Source organism: Paraburkholderia sp. RL17-380-BIE-A, assembly GCF_046028085.1.
Taxonomy (GTDB): domain Bacteria; phylum Pseudomonadota; class Gammaproteobacteria; order Burkholderiales; family Burkholderiaceae; genus Paraburkholderia.
On sequence record NZ_JARESQ010000003.1, the window covers coordinates 22,758 to 41,137 of the forward strand.

The window sequence follows — 18,380 nt, forward strand, 5'->3', positions numbered from 1 at the left end:
GCCGCAGTACATGCTGTTCAATACGCCCCGCTTCCTTCAAAAACCACCTTGAACGTTCGCAGCAGAATGCTGATATCGAGCAGGGTCGAACGTTCCTTTACATAGGAGACGTCCAGTGCCACTCTCGTTGCATAGTCAACATTGTTTCGTCCGCTCACCTGCCACAATCCTGTCACTCCGGGTCTAACCGACAGGTAATAATGGGCGTCCGCGCCATATCGTTCCAACTCCTTGGTGACAATGGGCCGAGGGCCAACGAGGCTCATGTCGCCGCGAAGAACATTCCAGAGCTGGGGTAGTTCATCAAGGCTCGTCTTGCGCAGAAACCGGCCAACGGCGGTAACGCGAACATCGTTCTTCAGCTTGAAATCGCGATTCCATTCTTCACGGGCGCTGGCGTCCGCAGCCAGGAGTTCAGCGAGAACGACATCGGCCTTCGGTACCATGGAGCGGAACTTCAAACAGCGAAACGATCGGCCACCTCGCCCAACGCGCGGATGACCAAAGAAAGCCGACCCGCCGTCGCTCAGTACGACGCAACCTATTACGAGGAAAATCGGCAACAACGCGATCAGCATGGCCGACGCACCGAAAATGTCGAAAGCGCGTTTCGTGAACTCGCCTTTCCTCGTTGGAATATCGGGGTCGTTCGCGGCCGACAGCGTGCGGCAAGCCACAGGACTTGTCACGGTTTCGGGTGACAGGTCCGAAGAAAGTGATTCCTCACCGCGACTGAATTCCGAGACGTTATCTATGTGCGTAGCCGAAAAACCGCGGCCGCCCAATTCAGAATGGTCGGCATGCGAACGACCTTCGTAGCGGGCATCGAAAGGATTAACTTCCTTTGATACTGATTCCGATACCTTGCCGACTAAAGCCATTGCTGCCCCCCGATCGAAGTTCGTTGACGAGTACATCAGTGTTCGGCATTGCGGGCCACTCCGGTTAATTCCACCGGTGAGGCGGGGTACCAGCCGCACAGACAGAAAGAGGCGGGTTACCAGTCGAGATGTGCTGCGGACTACCCGAGATAGGAAAACAGAGGGAGTAGCAACGTCGAATTGCTATGAAAATGATATTAATAATTGAGAAGAAAAATATGTAAAAAATACGAATGTTCGCTTCTCCATGTAATGCGGAAATGCATGCCGCAAGACGTCTGGCACCGTATTCCCCACCACCCAGATTATGATTTTTCAATGGAAAGTATAGCTATGCAATTCAGCATCCGTCATTCGATGAGTCGTAAAGCGACGATATCCTGGCCGACTCAGAAAGATGCCTCAGTCAATTTCCGCCATACCTTAGACAGCGATACGTTGGACTAGCGAGCGACTTATTCGCTATCAGCATTACGAAAGTCACGTGTCAATCCGGGCAAGAGAGAAATCGGGGTCCCCTCGCCGCCTGTTGCCGGGTCGATCCCGCAGTCTCAACTAATGCGATGAATGCCCGCTTGCCCTGTCTTTGGTCGAGCATGTGTAGACGTAGAGTATCCGTACGAATACCGCTACTCCGTTCGGTACAGCACATAAAGCGCGGTTAGAACACGCGTCAAAACATGCGTCCATGTGTATGATGAAACGGCTCAGTCGGCAGAAGCAAGTTTGGTTGAGAACACGGTGCAATGCCGTGAATCATGCACTGCATATTCGATTCGAGAAGGCGGCGTGTGTGCGGCAAAGCTTCTACGGATTGAAGGGTGCAATCAAAGGCGGAAATAGGCGTGTTCGATTCCGTACAGAACACGTTACATCGGCTAGCTGGCTTGTTCAGCCGGTCGGCATGCTTGAACACCCCGAGCCTCCCGTCGGGTAATAATTGCGAAAGCACGACGGCAGTCGGTGTGCGCGCCGCGTTCGGCGCCGCCGTTTTCCAGATGGCATCGCATGACATAGGTGCAATCTCCATGAATCCTGTCGACCTACCTGGTGCGTTCCGCGGGTCAAACCGCTTGACGGAGCGCGCGCCCATTCATGTGAGCACGTCCGAGCGAATCGACGCTTCGCAGTTGAGCGCGTTTACCGCTTTCCTGCGCACCCATACCGGTCAGCCGCTTTGTGACTTCGATGCACTGCACGACTTCTCCGTGCGTGAGTTCAGGACCTTCTGGCGATGTTTCGTGCAATGGTCGCCTGGACTGGAGTGGTCGGGCGCCATTGAGCCAGTGTGTGACGGCGATGATTGCGAACACTCGAGCTTCTTCCCGCAAATGCAGTTGAATTACGCGGACAATCTGCTCAGGCTGTCAGCGGCGAACGGCGACGCACCCGCCGTGACCGCCTGCCATGCCGACGGGCGTCGCATCCATCTCACTCGCGCGCAATTGCGCGAGCGCGTGGCGCGCGTCGCGCAGGCACTGTCGGCGCTAGGATTAGGCGAGGGTGACCGCGTGGTGGCGGTCATGCGCAACGACGCCGATGCGATCGTTGCCGCGTTGGCCGTCACCGCCCTTGGCGCGACGTTGTCGACGGCGGCCCCCGAAATGGGCGTCGATGCGATCCTTGATCGCTTCATGCCGCTCGAACCACGAATGCTGCTCGCCCATGCCGCGGCGCGGACCTTCGACACAGGCAGGTCGGTAGCAAGCAAAATTTCCGAGTTGGCGGTCGCGCTGCCATCGCTGCAAGGCGTCGTCTGTCTCGACGAAGGAGTTCTGCCGAGCACGCTGACGCAACCGGTCTATTCGCTCGGCGCACTGCTCAACACCGGCGATGCCGGCCGCTTCGAATGGCGTCGATTCCCCTTCAACCATCCGCTTTTCATCATGTTCTCGTCGGGAACCACCGGCAAGCCCAAATGCATCGTACACGGCGCCGGCGGCACGCTGCTCGAACACCTGAAGGAGCATCAGCTCCATAGCGATCTGCGCCCAGGCGATCGAATGTATTTCCATACGAGTTGCGCGTGGATGATGTGGAACTGGCAACTCTCCGCTTTAGCTTCCGGTGTCGAGATCGTGACATACGACGGCCCGATCTCGACGGTCGACACGCTCTGGCGTCTCGTAGCGCAAGAGCGCGTCACCGTATTCGGCACGAGTCCCGCCTACCTGAAAATGTGCGAAGAGGCCGGCCTGGAATGCGGCGAACAGTTCGACCTCGGCGCGTTGCGGGCGATGCTGTGCACCGGATCTGTGCTGTTCGACTCGCAATTCGAATGGGTACGCACTCACGTCAAGCCGCTGCAACTGCAATCCATCTCGGGCGGCACGGACATTCTCGGCTGTTTTATGCTGGGCAATCCGAATCTGCCCGTCTACGCTGGCGAGGCGCAATGCAAAAGCCTCGCGCTCGACGTGCAGGCATGGGAGCGGGGAGCGCGCACCGACGCCGTCGGCCAGCTCGTCTGCGTGAACCCGTTTCCGTCGCGTCCTCTTGGGTTTTTCGGTGATGTCGGGGGAGCTGCCTTTCATGCTGCCTATTTCGCCAGCAATCCGGGTGTGTGGACCCATGGCGATCTGATCGCGTTCTCGCCAGACGGTGGCGTGCGCATGCACGGCCGCTCGGACGGCGTGCTGAATGTGCGTGGCATCAATGTGGGCCCGGCTGAGATCTACCGCGTATTGAACGACATTCCCGAAATCCGCGAGGCGTTGGTCGTCGAGCAGCGAATGCACAGCGCGGCCGGTCATCAAGCGATGCCCAACGATTTCGAATCGCGTGTCGTGTTGCTACTGGTGCTAACTGACGGCGCGGTGCTGACCGGTTCGCTCGCCGCCCGTGTGCGCCGTGACCTCGCGCGCCGTGCCTCTCCGGCGCACGCGCCGGACCGGATCCTTGCGGTCGATGCTTTGCCGACAACACACAACGGCAAGCTTTCCGAAGCCGCGGCGCGCAACGCGATCAATGGATTGCCGATCGGCAATACGGCGGCGTTGCGCAATCCCGAGTGTCTCGATGCGATCCGGCGTCACCCGGCGCTGAATCTGGGCACGCGTGAGTTGCCACCTGTGGGTGAGACGCGTGAGCAACTCGAAGCGCATCTGCAGGCGCAATGGGAGAAGCTGTTCGGCGTCGCGCCGATCGGCCGCGACGACAACTTCTTTGATCTCGGCGGCCATTCGCTGCTGGCGACGCGCTTGCTCGCCGACGTCCGTGAGTCGACGGGACGCGCAATTCCGTTCGCCATGCTGATGACTGCGCCGACCATCGCGCGGCTCGCCGCCCTCATTGATGACGACGCGCTGCCGCCGGCATCGCCGACGCTCGTGCAGGTGCGTGCCGGCACCGGCTCGCCGCTTTTTCTCGTGCACAGCGCGAGTGGTTCGGTGATGGAATGTCTTGCGCTGATCGGCGCGCTGAATAGTCCACGTCCGGTTTATGGACTGCTGGCGCGCGGGCTCGACGGAGAGCAGCCCGCGCAGTTGCGCGTCGAAGACATGGCGGCGAGCTACATTGAACAGATGCGAGTCGTGCAACCAGAAGGGCCCTACGCGTTGGCGGGATATTCATTCGGCGGGCTGGTGGCGTTTGAGATTGCGCAACAGCTGCAAGGCGCCGGCGAGCGGATCAAGATGCTATTCCTGCTCGACACGTATGTGCATGAACATTGCCTGCCCTGGACGGCGCGGTTGCTGCGGCGTGCCGGTTCTGCGCGCTCACATTGGCGGGCAGTGCGGGCGATGCCGGCGGCGCGGCTGCCCGGCTATCTCACGGACCGCTTCGTGAGCGTGATGGACCAGGTGCGGATGCGCCTCGGCCGCATGCCACAGCGGCCGGAAGGCTACACACCGGCGATGCCTCCGGTGCTCAGGCATATGCGCGAAACGATGCGGGTTGCGATGGCGAGCTATCGGCCCAAGCCCTATGACGCGGGGCTGATTATCTATGTCCGTGCGGCGGTTGCACAGAATGGGCACGGCGATCCGCTGCTGCTTTGGCGGCGTGTCGCCCGTGCCGGGCTGACAGTGACGGAAATCTCCGGCGGCCACGCCGACCTGATCGTCGAACCCAACTTGCAGCTCGTGGCGGCAGAACTCGACCGCGGTCTCGCGAGCTTATGACTTCGATTAACGCGCTATCCACCGGAATCCGCGCGCGCCTCAGTGACTCGCACCCAGATACGCCGCCTTCACCGAAGGATCGTTGCGCAACTCCGCGGCGGGCCCATGCGCCGCGATCCTGCCGTTCTCCAGCACATAGCCATAATCGGCCACATTGAGCGCGGCAGCGGCGAACTGTTCGACCAGCAACATGGTGACGCCCTCGCTTTTCAGATTCCCAATGATCCGGAACACCTCTTCGACCAGAATAGGCGCGAGTCCCATTGACGGTTCGTCGAGCAATACCAGATCCGGGTTCATCATGATCGCGCGCGCCATGGCGAGCATCTGCTGCTCGCCGCCGGAGAGTGTCCCGGCCAGTTGATGCCGCCGTTCCTTGAGCCGCGGAAACATCTCGATTGCACGCTCCAGATCGGCCTTCACGTCACCGCGAGGCCGCGCCGACGTCAGGCGGGGGAACGCGCCGAGCATGAGGTTGTCGGTCACGCTCATGGTCGCGAACACGCGTCGGCCTTCTGGCGAATGCGCGAGTCCGAGCCGCGCAATGCGGTGCGATTCCAGTGCGTCGATACGCTTCGCGTCGGCGCCGACGCCCATCGTGATCTCGCCGGCGCTCGGCCGGATCATGCCGGAGATCGCGCGCATGGTCGTCGTTTTGCCCGCGCCGTTCGAGCCGATCAGTGTGACGACCGAAGCCTTCGGCACGTCGATCGAAATGCCGTGCAGCACTTTGACCTTGCCGTAGCCCGCATGCAGATTTCTGATCGATAACATGTCTATTCCTGTAGGGGCGCCCGGCGGGCTCACGCTGCCTGACCGGCAGGCTGGCCGCCGAGATAGGCTTCGATGACTTTTTCGTTAGACTGAATATCGGCGGGCTTGCCTTCGGCAATCTTCTGCCCGAAGTCCAGCACCGAAACCCGGTCGCATACGCTCATCACCACGTCCATATGATGCTCGATCAGCACGACGGTAATGCCGTGATCGCGCACCTTGCGAATGATCGCGACCAGCTCCTTGATGTCCGGCGCGGTGAGTCCGGCGGCCGGTTCGTCGAGCAGCAGCAATTGCGGATCGAGCGCGAGCGCCCGCGCGATTTCGAGCAAGCGTTGTTTGCCGTACGGCAGGTTGCGCGCTTCTTCGGCCGCGACATTGTCCAGGCCGACAAAGCGCAGCATGCCGAACGCGCGCTCGCGGGCGGCGCGTTCCTCGCGCCGGTAGCGCGATGACATCAGTCCGACGTCCGCGAGATTCGCGTTGAATGTGTGATGCAGGCCGACCAGCACATTTTCGAGCGCGGTCATTTCGCCGAACAGTTGCACGTTCTGGAATGTGCGCGCAATACCGGACAGCGCGATCTGCGACGAGGTTTTCCCCGCGAGCGATGCGCCGCGATAAGAGAGTGTGCCCGCGGTCGGCACATAGATGCCGGTCAGCACGTTCATCATCGTGCTCTTGCCCGAGCCGTTCGGTCCGATCAGCCCGTGAATCGTGCCGCGTTGCACGGTCAGATCGACATTGTTGAGCGCCTTCAGTCCGCTGAACTGCATGAGGATGCCGCGCAGTTCCAGAATGTCTTCCGTGCCCCCGGCTTGCACCGCCTGAATCGCATCGCCGCCAATCGTCGCCGGTTTCGTGGTGTCGACGGTGACGGTGCGGACCCGGCCATGCGTCACGATCTTGCGCACGAAGCCGACCACGCCATCCTGCAGGTAATACACGACGAGCAGGATCATCAAGCCGAATATGGTGAGCCGCCAGTCGGCGAGTGTGTCGATCCGGTAGGAAAACGCGGCAAGACCCACCGTGCCCAGAACGGGAATTGCAACTTTGCGCGGCGTGGACACCTTACGCGCCAGCGCGACGCCCGCACCGATCACGACGACCGCCGCCAGCACCGAGGCGACAGTGCGGAACATGTCGATGTCGTCGAGCAGTTTCGGCAACAGGACGATGATCGCCGAGCCGAGCAGCGCGCCGGTGCGGGTTTTACGGCCACCCATGATGATGGCGAGCAGGAACAGAATGGTCAGCTCGAAGTTATAGGTGTTCGGCGAGATGTACTGCTCGGAATACGAATAGAGGCAGCCGGCCAGCCCGGCAAACCCCGCGCTGATCACGAATGCATAGACCTTGTAGCGGTACACCGACACGCCCATGCAGTCCGACGCGATCGGACTGTCGCGCAACGCCTCGAACGCGCGGCCCAGATGCGATTTGAGCACGCGATGCACGACGATCAGCGAGGCGACCAGTAGCGCCGCGACGAGCCAGTAATATTCGACCTCGTTCATCGGCCGGCCGCCCAGCGAAGGTTTGGGAATCTTCACGCCCATCGGCCCGTTGGTCAGAAAATCCATCTCGTTGATGAGAATCTGGATGATCGTGCCGAACGCGAGCGTCACCATCGCGAGGTAGGGGCCGGACACGCGCAGCGCCGGCAGCGCGAGAATCGCGCCGAAGCCCGCAGTGACCAGGATCGCCAGCGGCGCGGTGACGAAGAACGGCATGCCTAGTTTGAAGAACAGTACACCGGCCGTGTACGCGCCTACGCCGAACAGACCGGCGTGGCCGAGCGACACCTGCCCTGTATAACCGACCACGATATCGAGACCGAAGAGCAGGATCGCGTAGATCATGATCGTCTCGAGCAGATGGATGTAATACGGATTCCCCGACAGCACGGGAAACACCGCGAGCGCGATCAGCGCCAGTGCGGACGCAATGAGCTTCTTGGGATTCACGGCGGTCCTCACACTTTCTTGATCGAGGTCTTGCCGAACAGGCCGGCAGGTTTCAACGCGAGCACGATCAGCAGCAATACGAGCCCCGGTACGTCCTTGTAGCCGGTGGAGAGGTAGAAGCCGGTCGTCGTCTCCGCAATGCCGAGAATGACGCCGCCCACCACGATACCCAGTCCGCTCGACAGTCCGCCGATAATCGCCACCGCGAATGCCTTGAGCCCGAGCACGGCACCCATCGTCGCGCCGGTCAGCGTGAGCGGCGCGATCAGTACGCCCGCAAAGGCGGCGGTCAGCGAAGACAGCGCATACGAAAACGTGATCACGAGGCCGGTATTGATGCCCATCAACGCCGCGGCGTCGCGGTCGTTCGCGGTAGCGACCACGGCCTTGCCGAAGATCGTCTTGCGGTTGAAGAACTCGACCGCCAGCATCATGACGAGGGCGCCGCCGACCACCAGCAATTCCATTGGAAGCACATTGGCGCCGAATATTTTCAGAGGTGCTTCCGGCAGCGGGGAAGGGAAGCGCAGATCGTCGCGGCCCCAGACGTTCTCGGCGACGTTCTTGAAGATAATGCCGAGTGCGATCGTCGACATGATCCAGCCGAATTCGGATTTGATCTTGATCGCGGGCCGCACCCCGATCCGTTCGACAAACGCGCCTTGCAGCAGACCGAACACGCAAACGAGCGGGATCATCAGCCAATAGTTGACGCCGAGTGTGACGAGCGTGAGGCCGACCAGTGCGCCGAGCATCAGCGCGTCGCCCTGGCCGAAGTTCAGCGTGCCGGAGGTGGCGAACGTGAGTTGATAGCCGAATGCGATCACGGCGTAGATCATGCCGAGCGCAATGCCGCTATAGATGAGCTGCAGAAGAATGGCCATCGTCGAGCGCCCTGGAATTCACCGGATATGAAGCAAAGCCGCGCCCGCCTTCAGACGGGTGCGGCTCCGTAGCAAGCTGCTGCACTTATTTCAAACTCAGTTCGCGGAACTCGCCTGCTTGCTGCGCAACTGCCCGCCGCCTTTGCGGTCGGCATCGTACGCGTAGACCACGCGGCCGCCCTTGACCTCGCCGACCACCGGCACGTTCGAGCTGATCGCTTCGTGGTCGTCGTGCGTGAACGGCTTGTCATAGACCATCACGACGCCTTCCACCTTGGTGTTGAGGCTTTCGAGCGCGGCGCGCACCTTCGGGCCGTCGGTCGAGCCGGCCTGGGTGATCGCGGCGGCCAGCAGATAAACCGAGTCGTAGCCTTGCGCGGCGGAAACCGGCGAATCGATGCGGTTGTTCTTCGGCTTGAATTCCTTCAGGTATGCGTCGATGAAGGCTTTACGCTTGGGCGTGTTCGCTTCCTGAATGAACGTTTGCGGCATGCGCGCGCCTTCGCCGTTGGTGCTGGCGTTGTCGATGTAGTTCGCCATCGAAAGCGTCCAGCTGCCGATCAGCGGTACTTTCCAGCCGAGCTTGGCCATGCCGTTGGCGATCTGCGCGAGTTCCGGTCCGATCCCGTATGTCAGCACCGCTTCCGCTCCGGCCTCTTTGGCCTTGAGCAGTTGCGCGGTCATGTCGACGTCCTTGATATTGAATTTCTCGACGGCGACAGGCTTCACGCCTTTGGCGGCGAGCGCCTTTTCGAGGTCTTCGCGGCCGAGCTGACCGTAGTTGGTCGAGTCGGCGAGAATCGCGACCTTCTTGAAACCGCGTTTGGTCACGGCTTCTTCGACGATCATGGGCGCCTGGATGCGGTCCGCGGCGGCATTGCGGAACACGTAGTTATCCGGCTGATCGGTGAACTGCTTCGTCACGATGCTACCCGTCGCGACGTTGTTGAAGACGGGAATCTTCGCTTCCTGGAAGAAGCGCTGCGAGGCGAGCGCGACGCCGGTGTTGATGTAACCAACCACCGCCACGACTTTTTCCTTGTTGATCAGCTCTTGCGCGATCTGCACGCCGCGTTCGTTTTTCGCCTCGTCGTCGCGTTCCACCAGCACGATCTGGCGGCCGAGCACGCCGCCGGCCTTGTTGATTTCGGCGGTGGCAAGGCGCACGCCGTCGCGCATGCTGACGCCCATCGAAGACGAGCCACCGGTGAAAGGTCCATCGACGCCGATCTTGATCGGATCCGCCGCGTAGCTGACATTGGTGAGGGCACAAAGCGCGAGCGCGCCCACTACGCTCTTCAAGCGAATTCCCATGACTGTCTCCGTAGCATGTCTTTTCTTGCACGAAGCCTCGATGCGGGCCCGTGCGCCCCGATTCGAACGTTCTTAGGAAGCCTGACCGTCTGACGGTGAGCCAGTATAGGAAGCTGTAAAGGGTTAGTAATATTCGGAATTACCCGCTTGGTGCAATCCCTCAATCGACGGCGGCGGCGCCCCTGCCTGGCGACGCCTTCGCGCCGCCGTCGACTTTGCTTCGACTCAGGCGAATCCGTGCGGATTCGTGGACTGCCAGCGCCAGTGATCCGCGCACATCCGCTCGATGCCGAACTGCGCGCGCCAGCCAATGATCTTCTCGGCGGCGGCCGGGTCGGCGAAACAGGAGGCGACGTCGCCCGGGCGGCGCGCCACGATCTCGTAGGGCACCGGCCGGCCGGCGGCTTTCTCGAACGCCTTGACCACGTCGATCACGCTATAGCCCTGGCCGGTGCCGAGGTTCACGACGAAGCTCGCGTCGCGCGTGACGAGCGCGTCGAGCGCGGCCAGATGCCCGCGCGCCAGGTCGACCACGTGGATGTAGTCGCGCACACCGGTGCCGTCGGGCGTGTCGTAATCGCCGCCGAACACGCGCAGCTTCTCGAGCTTGCCGACCGCCACCTGCGCGACATACGGCATGAGGTTATTCGGAATGCCGGCGGGATCTTCGCCGATCAGGCCGCTCTCGTGCGCGCCGACCGGGTTGAAGTAGCGCAGCGTGGCAATGCGCCACGACGGATCGGCCACTTCCAGATCGCGCAACACCTGCTCGGCGATCAGCTTCGACTGGCCATACGGATTGGTAGCCGACAGCGGGAACGACTCGTCGATCGGCGAGCTTTTCGGCACGCCGTACACGGTGGCCGACGAACTGAACACGAACTGCTTGACGTTGCGGTCGCGCATCACGCCGAGCAGGGTCAGCAGGCTGCCGACGTTGTTGCTGTAGTACTCGATCGGCTTGGCCACCGACTCGCCCACCGCCTTCAGCGCGGCAAAGTGAATCGCGCCCGTGATGGGATGGGCGTCGAAAATACGGTTGAGCGCCGCTTGGTCGCGCGCGTCGGCTTCGTAGAAGGTCACCGCCTTGCCGGTAATCTTTTCCACGCGCCGCAGCGATTCGCGGTTGCTGTTCACGAGATTGTCGATTACCACGACGTCGTAACCGCCGTTCAGCAGTTCGACACAGGTGTGCGAGCCGATAAAGCCCGCGCCGCCCGTTACCAGAATCGTGCCCTTCGTGGTCATGCTGTTGCTCCGTTAAAGTAAAACGCCCGTCATTTTTTGCACCAGGTCCTTATACGTTTCGACGACCACGCGCTCGTCGAATTCTTCCGCGACTTTCTTCCGGCCGCGTTCTGCCATGGCCCGGCGCTCGGCGCCGCTCATGTCGAGCATGCGCGCCAGCGTGGCCGCGAGGCTGTCTGCATTGCGCACCTCGCACAGCAATCCGTTGACGCCGTCCGCCACCACCTCGCGGCAGCCCGGCACGTCGGTCGTGACGATGGGGCGGCCCATGGCCGAGGCTTCCATCAGCGTGCGCGGCACGCCTTCGCGATACGACGGCAACACGACGCAATCCGCCTCGGCGATGAAAGGCCGCACGTCATGCGCTTCGCCAAGATACTCGATGACGCCTTCCTGTTCCCACGCCGCCACTTCTGCGCGCGTAATCGCACTGGGATTGTCGACACCCACCGGGCCGAGCAGTTGGAACCGCGCGTGCGGATAACGTTCACGCAGGCGCCGTGCGGCTTCCACGTATTCGGCCACGCCTTTGTCCCACAACAGCCGCCCGATCAGCACGAAGCGGTAATCCGCCCGCTCGGGCAAGGGTGTGAAGACGAATTGGTCCAGATCGACGCCTTCGCCATGCAACAGCCTTGCGCGCTCAGGATGCACCAACAAATTCTGTTCGACAAATGCGGCTTGATCGTCGCGATTCAAAAACCATATTTCGCGCGGGAAACGGAACGCGAAACGGTACATTTTCTTGGCCACCTGAGCGGCGCGGCTTTGCTGGATGAACACGTAGCCCAATCCGGTTGTGACCGCAACCGATTGCACGCCCGCCAGCTTCGCGGCGATCGAGCCATAAATATTCGGCTTGATCGTGTAGTGGAACACCACGTGCGGGCGGATCGTGCGGTATTGCCGATAGAGCGCGTACAGCGTGCGCAGGTCGTCGCGTGGATTGGTGCCCTTGGAGGCGACCGGCAATTCGATGCAGCGGCAGCCCATGGCGGCGAGCAGTTCGAATGTGCGGTCGCGCGGCGCGAGCACCGTCACGTCGACGCCACGTCCGACCAGCATACGGATCAGCCCTTGCCGGTACGTATAGATTGCCCAGGCGGTGTTACAGACGAGTGTAATGCGCAACGCGGGCGTCGACTTCAAGGCAGGCTTCATGCGGGAACGAACTCGGCGGTCAATTGGGGGAATGATTCAGTGGCTCGCGCGCGGCGTGAGCAGGCTGCGCTTGATCCGTTGCAGCGCGCGGTAAGGCGTCACCAGATGCAGCAGATTTTTGGCGAGGCCCAGCCAGTCGTATGGATTGGCTGCGTTGAAGTAGCGCAGTTGCAGCCGCAGCGTCGAATTCACCTGGCGGCGCCGTTTGGTCGCGCTAATGCCGCCTTCGTTCAGCTCGTAATAGAGCCCGAGCTCCGGCAGGTTCGCGCAGTCGTACTGCTCCATGAGTCGCACGAACAGATCGAGGTCCTCGGCGGAGCGGTACTCGGCGCGGTAGTTGCCGACCGCGCGCACGGCGTCGATGCGCAGCATCATCGAAGGGTGCGCGAGGCATGAGCGGAAAAAGCGCAAGCGGCGGATCGCGTCCGGTTCGGCGGGCGGCGTCAGCATGAAAAGCGGTTTGCCTTCGCGGGTGACGACTTGCGTCCACATGCCGAGGCCGGCCACGCGTGGATGCAATTCCATGAACAGGCGTTGCTTGGCAAGCCGCTGCGGCACGCTGCGGTCGCCCGCGTCGATGCGCGCCGCATAGCGAAAGCCGCGCTGGGCCAATGCGTCGATGCCGGTTTGCAACGCGCGTTCAATGCCGCCGTTCTGCACCATGCGCAGCACTTCGATCTTCATATTGGCGATGGCCGGCGCGACGATCGGCGGCGTGCTGCCGTCGTCGACGATCAGCACATGCACCGGCGCGCTTTCACTGAACGACGCGAGCGTGAGGTCGACGTCGGCCTGGCCGTTGTAGGCGGGAATCAGCACCGCGACGTCGTCGAGGGTCATTTGCGCGGTGGCGGATGCGTTCGTCATGGGCGCAATTTGAAACGAATGTAATAAAGATTAACCGACGCGGCCGCCAGATAGCCGGCCGCCAGACCCACCAGCGCGCCGTAAGCGCCAAGCCGTGGAATCGCCAGCAGATTGACCACGAACGCTACAGCCAGCGCCAGCAGCCACTTCGAGAGTAATACGAACTTGGCCTGATACTTGAGCACGATCAGATTGCCGATCGCTTCGATGCCGGCCGGCACGGATAGCCACACGGCCCAGCGGAAAATCTCGATCGCGCCTTCGAACTGCGGCCCGAACACGCGGCGAATGATGATGCCGGCCAGCAGATCCAGCACGAGCGCGCCGCCCACCATCAGCGCGGCGGTCATGGCGGTGAGCCGCCACATGTTGCGGCGCAACTGGGCTGCGTCCTGCACCCGGTAGACGAAGGCGGGCGCAATGGTCTGCGCGAGCATCAGCGCGAGCGTGATCCAGTTCTCGTTCAACTGCTGGGCGGCGGAATAACGACCGAGGTCGGCAAAGGATATCGCCCGTTCGAGCATGAGCCGGTCCAGTTTCAGGAACAGATACATACAGATCAGGCCGAGCCAGAACACGGTGCCCGCACTTGCGAAGTGTTTGAAGAGCGCACGGTCGACATGCCAGCCGAGCTTGCCGCCATGTCGCCGCATGTAATAGAACACGAGGACGGCGCCGATGGCCGCCGATTCGAGCGCCCACAGCCAGCCGAAGCGCGCGGGCGTGGCCGCGGCGCGCACCAGCAGGTACACCAGAGCGGCCTTCAGCACCGCGGTGCTCATACTGGTGAGCAGCTGCGGCTTGCTGTACGTCATGCTTTGCAGCCACGCATTGATCACGCCGACGAACGGCTCGCGAAACAGCATGGTCACGGCGAGGCCGGCGAGCATCGCGCCGACCAGCGGCTCGAACACATGCAGGGCAATGCCGAGCCAGGTGAGCAGCAAGGCCGCGGCGGAGACCGATATGCGCAGCGCAAACGCACTGCCGAGCACAGTGCCGAGTTGCGCCGGCGGCCGGTTGACGATGGTGGGCACGAGTATCTCCGCGCCGCACACCCAGGTAATCGGCGAGAGCACCAGCAGCAGCGTGTTGGCGTATTGCCATTTGCCAAAAATGTCAGGCCCGAAGTAGCGCGCCAGCAAGCCGCTGATCGCGATCGCCACGCCGATCTGCGTGAGCCGTTCCAGGCCGAGCCAGACGATATTCGTGAAGGCGCGCGTGACGTCCGGATTGGCGAAGCGTTTGAGCGTCAGCATCCGCTTGACGCTCGGCGATCCGCTCGCACCGTTCGCGCCGATCGCGCGGGTGGCAACGGTGGCACGAATGACCCGAGCGGCGCAGTGCGCGCGTTTGCCCACCCAGCCGACTGTCGCGGCAACTTTACAATTGGAGGGCGTCTAAGCATTAGAATGGTGTTTTAAGGCTGGTCCGAAAAGCGCAATTATAAGTTGGAACCGGATCGCTTCCGGCAAGGGCGCATCGCTGTGTTTTACCGATTTGTCATCGGTGCGCCGGTCAAAATTTTCCATTGCACGCAAGTGAGCCAACATGATCTCCAAATCTATTTTCAAGGCATATGACATTCGCGGTGTAATCGGCAAGACGCTCGACGCCGACGCAGCGCGTTCGATCGGCCGCGCATTCGGCAGCGAAGTGCGGGCGCAAGGCGGCGACGCCGTGGTGGTCGCGCGCGACGGCCGCCTGTCGGGTCCCGAACTGATCCAGGCCCTGTCGGACGGTCTGCGTGCGGCCGGTGTCGACGTGGTCAACGTGGGCATGGTGCCCACGCCGGTCGGTTATTTCGCGGCCAGCGTGCCATTGCAGCTCGACGGCGGCGAGCGCCGCGTCGATTCGTGCATCGTCGTGACGGGTAGTCATAATCCGCCGGACTACAACGGCTTCAAGATGGTCCTGCGCGGCGCGGCCATTTACGGCGAGCAGATTCTCGCGCTGCATCAGCGCATCGTCGACGAGAACTTCTCCGAAGGCAGCGGCACGTACACCGAGTACGACATCGCCGACGCCTATCTCGATCGCATCGCGAGCGACATCAAGCTCGCGCGTCCCATCAAGATCGTGGTCGACACGGGCAACGGCGTCGCCGGCGGCCTCGCGCCCAAGCTGTTCAAGAAGCTCGGCTGCGAACTGGTCGAACTGTTCACCGAGATCGACGGCAACTTCCCGAACCATCACCCGGACCCGGCTCACCCGGAAAACCTGCAGGACGTGATTCGCGCGCTGAAGGAAACGGACGCTGAAATCGGCTTCGCTTTCGACGGCGACGGCGACCGCCTGGGCGTGGTCACCAAAGACGGCCAGATCATCTATCCGGACCGTCAGCTCATGCTGTTCGCGGAAGAAGTGCTGTCGCGCAACAAGGGCGCGCAGATCATTTACGACGTGAAGTGCACGCGTAACCTCGCCAAGTGGGTGAAGGACAAGGGCGGCGAGCCGCTCATGTGGAAGACCGGCCACTCGCTCGTCAAGGCGAAGCTGCGCGAAACCGGCGCACCGCTCGCCGGCGAAATGAGCGGCCACGTGTTCTTCAAGGACCGCTGGTACGGTTTCGACGACGGCCTGTACACGGGCGCGCGCCTGCTCGAAATCCTCACGCGTGTGGAAGATCCGAGCAAGCTGCTGAACTCGCTGCCGAACTCGAACTCCACGCCGGAACTGCAACTCAAGCTCGAAGAAGGCGAAAACTTCGAACTGATCGCGCGCCTGCAGCAGAGCGCGAAATTCACCGGCGCGGACGACGTCGTGAAGATCGACGGCCTGCGTGTCGAGTATCCGGACGGCTTCGGTCTCGCGCGTTCGTCGAACACCACGCCGGTCGTGGTGATGCGTTTCGAAGCCGATAACGACGCGGCGCTCAAGCGCATTCAGGAAGACTTCCGCCGCGTGATCCTCGCGGAGAAGCCTGACGCGAAGCTGCCGTTCTAAACGCTGAAGCGGCGGCGCGGTTCGAAGTGAGCCGGCGCTGTCGTCGAACGCGGCGCGGGTTTCTTTTACCGCGCCGCGTTTTTTCATGCGATTTACATGTAACGCGCTAGAATTGCCGTCCTCGTGAGAAAACGCCGAGTTTCTCACCTCCTTCGAGGGCCCGGCGCACAGCGACGGGTTCGAGGGCTCTCTCAACGCATCTTCGGGCCGGACAGCCGGTTTTCCCACTCTTGAGCGTGCAAAAGATATTGATCGTGAGGGTGTCGTCACTGGGCGACGTCGTTCACAACATGCCGGTGATCGCCGACATCCGACGCCGCCATCCCGAGGCTCAGATCGACTGGCTCGTCGAAGAAAGCTTCGTGGGGCTCGTGCAGCTCGTGAGCGGCGTGCGGCGGGCCATTCCGGTGTCGCTGCGGCGCTGGCGCAAACGCATTCTGTCGCTCGACAACTGGCGCGAGATCGGCGCCTTCCGCCGTGCGCTCGCCGCCGAAAATTACGACCTCGTGATCGATTGCCAGGGGCTGATCAAGACCGCGTGGGTCGCGAGCATGGCGCGCGGGCCGCTGGTCGGCCTCGCGAACCGTACCGAGGGCGCGGGCTTCGAATGGCCGGTGCGCTTCTTCTACGACAAGCGCGTGCCGATCGAGCCGCGTACACATGTGGTGGAACGCACGCGCCAACTGGTGGCCGCGGCGCTGAACGACCCGGCGCCGCAATCCACCGACGACATCGACTTCGGTCTCGACACCGGCCGGGCAGCGCTGGCGTTGTCTGAAGCGAACCTGAACCTGCCGGTGCCGTACGTCGTGTTCGTGCACGCCACCTCGCGCGCCGACAAGCAATGGCCGGATACCGCATGGATCGAACTGGGGCAGTCGCTGGTGCGGCGCGGCGCGTCGATCGTGCTGCCGTGGGGCAGTGAGGAGGAGCGCGCCACCAGCGAGCGCCTCGCCAAAGAATTCGGTGCCGCGGCCATCGTGCCGCCGAAGCTCTCGTTGCCGGCCGTGGTCGGCCTGATCGAAGGTGCGGCGGCGACGGTCGGAGTTGACACAGGTCTCGTTCACATCGCCGCGGCGCTGAAGCGCCCGACCATCGAGTTGTACAATTTCGCCACCGCGTGGCGCACCGGCGGCTACTGGTCGCCGAACGTCGTCAATCTCGGCACGGCCGGACAGCCGCCCACGCTGCAACAGGTGAAGTCGGCACTCGCGGGCTTCGGCCTGCTGTAACACGTCCGGGGCGCTTCGCCTTGCGCTCCAACCGTTTTCAAGGGCGACCATGAACGAAACCCAGATCATCGAAGTAGCGAACGCCGACTGGCACGGACGCAATCTGTCCGTGCCGCGCGAGACGCTGCTCGCCGGCGTCGAGCGCGGCAAAGTGCTGTATTTCCCGAATCTGCGCTTTGCGATCGAAGGCGGTGAACAGGCGCTGCTCGACCCCGCGCTTGCCGACCCGAACCGCAAGAACATCAGCCTCGAACCGAATGGCGGCGCGTTGCACGGCGTGGCCGGCGACGCCGTTACGCAATCGGCGGTCCGCGCGTTGATCGCGCGTTATCAGGCCAACGCGCGCACGCTGGTCGACGGGCTCTTTCCCGAATACAACGGCAGACTGCGGGTCGCGCCGACCAGCCTGCGGCTGCATCAGGTGGAAACGCGCGAGACCTCATGGCGCAAAGACGACAGCCGTCTGCATGTAGACGCCTTCCCGTCGCGGCCGAACTATGGCGAGCGCATTTTGCGCGTGTTCACCAACGTCAATCCGCATGGCGCGCCGCGCGTGTGGCGAGTCGGCGAACCGTTCGAGGACATGGCCAAACGCTTCCTGCCGCGCATCAAACCGCAGATGCCGGGCTCGGCATGGCTGCTGAACCTGCTGCACGTGACCAAATCGCCGCGCAGCGAGTACGACCATCTGATGCTGAATCTGCACGACGGCATGAAAGCCGATCTCGAGTATCAGAAGTCGAGCCCGCAGGAAACCATGCCGTTTCCACCCGGCAGCGTGTGGGTGTGTTTCTCGGATCAGACTTCACACGCGGTGATGTCCGGCCAGTTCATGCTGGAGCAGACCTTCTTCCTGCCGGTCAAGGCAATGGCGCAGCCCGAATGCGCGCCGCTCGGGATTCTCGAACGCCTCAAGGGCAGGGCGCTGGTTTGAGCGCCGCGGTCCAGTTGCGGGTTTTCCGATCGCCGGGTTCGCTCA

The 18,380-nt window shown here is 62.3% G+C and carries 13 protein-coding genes; 4 read left to right on the top strand and 9 right to left on the bottom strand.

The window, feature by feature from the left end; translation table 11 throughout:
- Window positions 1–17 precede the first annotated feature (17 nt).
- A complete protein-coding gene (locus tag P0D68_RS05280; protein WP_408186495.1) occupies window positions 18–881 on the bottom strand; it encodes a sugar transferase in 864 nt (287 codons plus the stop codon).
- A gap of 1,028 nt (window positions 882–1,909) precedes the next feature.
- Here P0D68_RS05280 and P0D68_RS05285 point away from each other — a divergent pair.
- Window positions 1,910–5,005, top strand: coding sequence for an acetoacetate--CoA ligase (locus P0D68_RS05285; RefSeq protein WP_408299039.1), 3,096 nt, complete (start codon window positions 1,910–1,912; stop codon window positions 5,003–5,005).
- 39 nt (window positions 5,006–5,044) lie between these two features.
- On the opposite strand, the gene P0D68_RS05290 is transcribed toward P0D68_RS05285, so the two are convergent.
- The 8 genes from P0D68_RS05290 to P0D68_RS05325 form a co-directional block, all read right to left on the bottom strand.
- Window positions 5,045–5,779, bottom strand: a complete 735-nt coding sequence (locus tag P0D68_RS05290) for an ABC transporter ATP-binding protein (RefSeq protein ID WP_091796500.1) — start codon at window positions 5,777–5,779, stop codon at window positions 5,045–5,047.
- 29 nt (window positions 5,780–5,808) lie between these two features.
- Window positions 5,809–7,749, bottom strand: coding sequence for a branched-chain amino acid ABC transporter ATP-binding protein/permease (locus P0D68_RS05295; protein WP_408299041.1), 1,941 nt, complete (start codon window positions 7,747–7,749; stop codon window positions 5,809–5,811).
- An 8-nt stretch (window positions 7,750–7,757) separates the two neighbouring features.
- Complete coding sequence (locus P0D68_RS05300) at window positions 7,758–8,633, bottom strand: branched-chain amino acid ABC transporter permease (RefSeq protein WP_091796499.1); 876 nt, start codon at window positions 8,631–8,633, stop codon at window positions 7,758–7,760.
- A gap of 96 nt (window positions 8,634–8,729) precedes the next feature.
- On the bottom strand, window positions 8,730–9,947 hold the full coding sequence (locus P0D68_RS05305) for an ABC transporter substrate-binding protein (RefSeq protein WP_091796498.1): 1,218 nt from the start codon (window positions 9,945–9,947) through the stop codon (window positions 8,730–8,732).
- A 225-nt stretch (window positions 9,948–10,172) separates the two neighbouring features.
- The gene (gene galE, locus P0D68_RS05310) at window positions 10,173–11,195 is read right to left on the bottom strand and encodes a UDP-glucose 4-epimerase GalE (RefSeq protein ID WP_408186478.1); all 1,023 of its coding nucleotides are present in this window, start codon (window positions 11,193–11,195) and stop codon (window positions 10,173–10,175) included.
- A 12-nt stretch (window positions 11,196–11,207) separates the two neighbouring features.
- Entirely contained in the window at window positions 11,208–12,356 is a 1,149-nt protein-coding gene (locus tag P0D68_RS05315; RefSeq protein WP_408299044.1) for a glycosyltransferase family 4 protein, read from the bottom strand.
- Window positions 12,357–12,392: 36 nt separating this feature from the next.
- Window positions 12,393–13,223, bottom strand: coding sequence for a glycosyltransferase (locus P0D68_RS05320; protein WP_408299046.1), 831 nt, complete (start codon window positions 13,221–13,223; stop codon window positions 12,393–12,395).
- Window positions 13,220–14,482: an oligosaccharide flippase family protein gene (locus P0D68_RS05325; RefSeq protein WP_408299048.1), complete on the bottom strand. Its 1,263-nt coding sequence runs from the start codon at window positions 14,480–14,482 to the stop codon at window positions 13,220–13,222. Before P0D68_RS05325 ends, P0D68_RS05320 begins: the two co-directional genes overlap by 4 nt.
- A 292-nt stretch (window positions 14,483–14,774) precedes the next feature.
- Between P0D68_RS05325 and P0D68_RS05330 the strand changes: the two genes are divergently transcribed.
- From P0D68_RS05330 to kdoO, 3 genes are all read left to right on the top strand, one after another.
- Window positions 14,775–16,169 (top strand): phosphomannomutase/phosphoglucomutase, encoded by a 1,395-nt coding sequence (locus P0D68_RS05330; protein ID WP_408186482.1) that lies wholly within the window; start codon window positions 14,775–14,777, stop codon window positions 16,167–16,169.
- 230 nt (window positions 16,170–16,399) lie between these two features.
- Window positions 16,400–17,401, top strand: a complete 1,002-nt coding sequence (gene waaC, locus P0D68_RS05335; RefSeq protein ID WP_408186483.1) for a lipopolysaccharide heptosyltransferase I — start codon at window positions 16,400–16,402, stop codon at window positions 17,399–17,401.
- A 49-nt stretch (window positions 17,402–17,450) separates the two neighbouring features.
- On the top strand, window positions 17,451–18,335 hold the full coding sequence (kdoO, locus tag P0D68_RS05340) for a Kdo hydroxylase KdoO (protein WP_091796492.1): 885 nt from the start codon (window positions 17,451–17,453) through the stop codon (window positions 18,333–18,335).
- Window positions 18,336–18,380: the final 45 nt, after the last annotated feature.

Excerpts from the sequence above, each read along its gene's own strand:
- kdoO (WP_091796492.1), top strand. The coding sequence starts at position 17,451 with ATGAACGAAACCCAGATCATCGAAGTAGCGAACGCCGACTGGCACGGA.
- P0D68_RS05290 (WP_091796500.1), bottom strand. The coding sequence starts at position 5,779 with ATGTTATCGATCAGAAATCTGCATGCGGGCTACGGCAAGGTCAAAGTG.
- galE (WP_408186478.1), bottom strand. The coding sequence starts at position 11,195 with ATGACCACGAAGGGCACGATTCTGGTAACGGGCGGCGCGGGCTTTATC.
- P0D68_RS05320 (WP_408299046.1), bottom strand. The coding sequence starts at position 13,223 with ATGACGAACGCATCCGCCACCGCGCAAATGACCCTCGACGACGTCGCG.
- P0D68_RS05325 (WP_408299048.1), bottom strand. The coding sequence starts at position 14,482 with ATGCTGACGCTCAAACGCTTCGCCAATCCGGACGTCACGCGCGCCTTC.
- P0D68_RS05285 (WP_408299039.1), top strand. The coding sequence starts at position 1,910 with ATGAATCCTGTCGACCTACCTGGTGCGTTCCGCGGGTCAAACCGCTTG.
- P0D68_RS05315 (WP_408299044.1), bottom strand. The coding sequence starts at position 12,356 with ATGAAGCCTGCCTTGAAGTCGACGCCCGCGTTGCGCATTACACTCGTC.
- P0D68_RS05330 (WP_408186482.1), top strand. The coding sequence starts at position 14,775 with ATGATCTCCAAATCTATTTTCAAGGCATATGACATTCGCGGTGTAATC.
- P0D68_RS05300 (WP_091796499.1), bottom strand. The coding sequence starts at position 8,633 with ATGGCCATTCTTCTGCAGCTCATCTATAGCGGCATTGCGCTCGGCATG.
- P0D68_RS05280 (WP_408186495.1), bottom strand. The coding sequence starts at position 881 with ATGGCTTTAGTCGGCAAGGTATCGGAATCAGTATCAAAGGAAGTTAAT.
- P0D68_RS05305 (WP_091796498.1), bottom strand. The coding sequence starts at position 9,947 with ATGGGAATTCGCTTGAAGAGCGTAGTGGGCGCGCTCGCGCTTTGTGCC.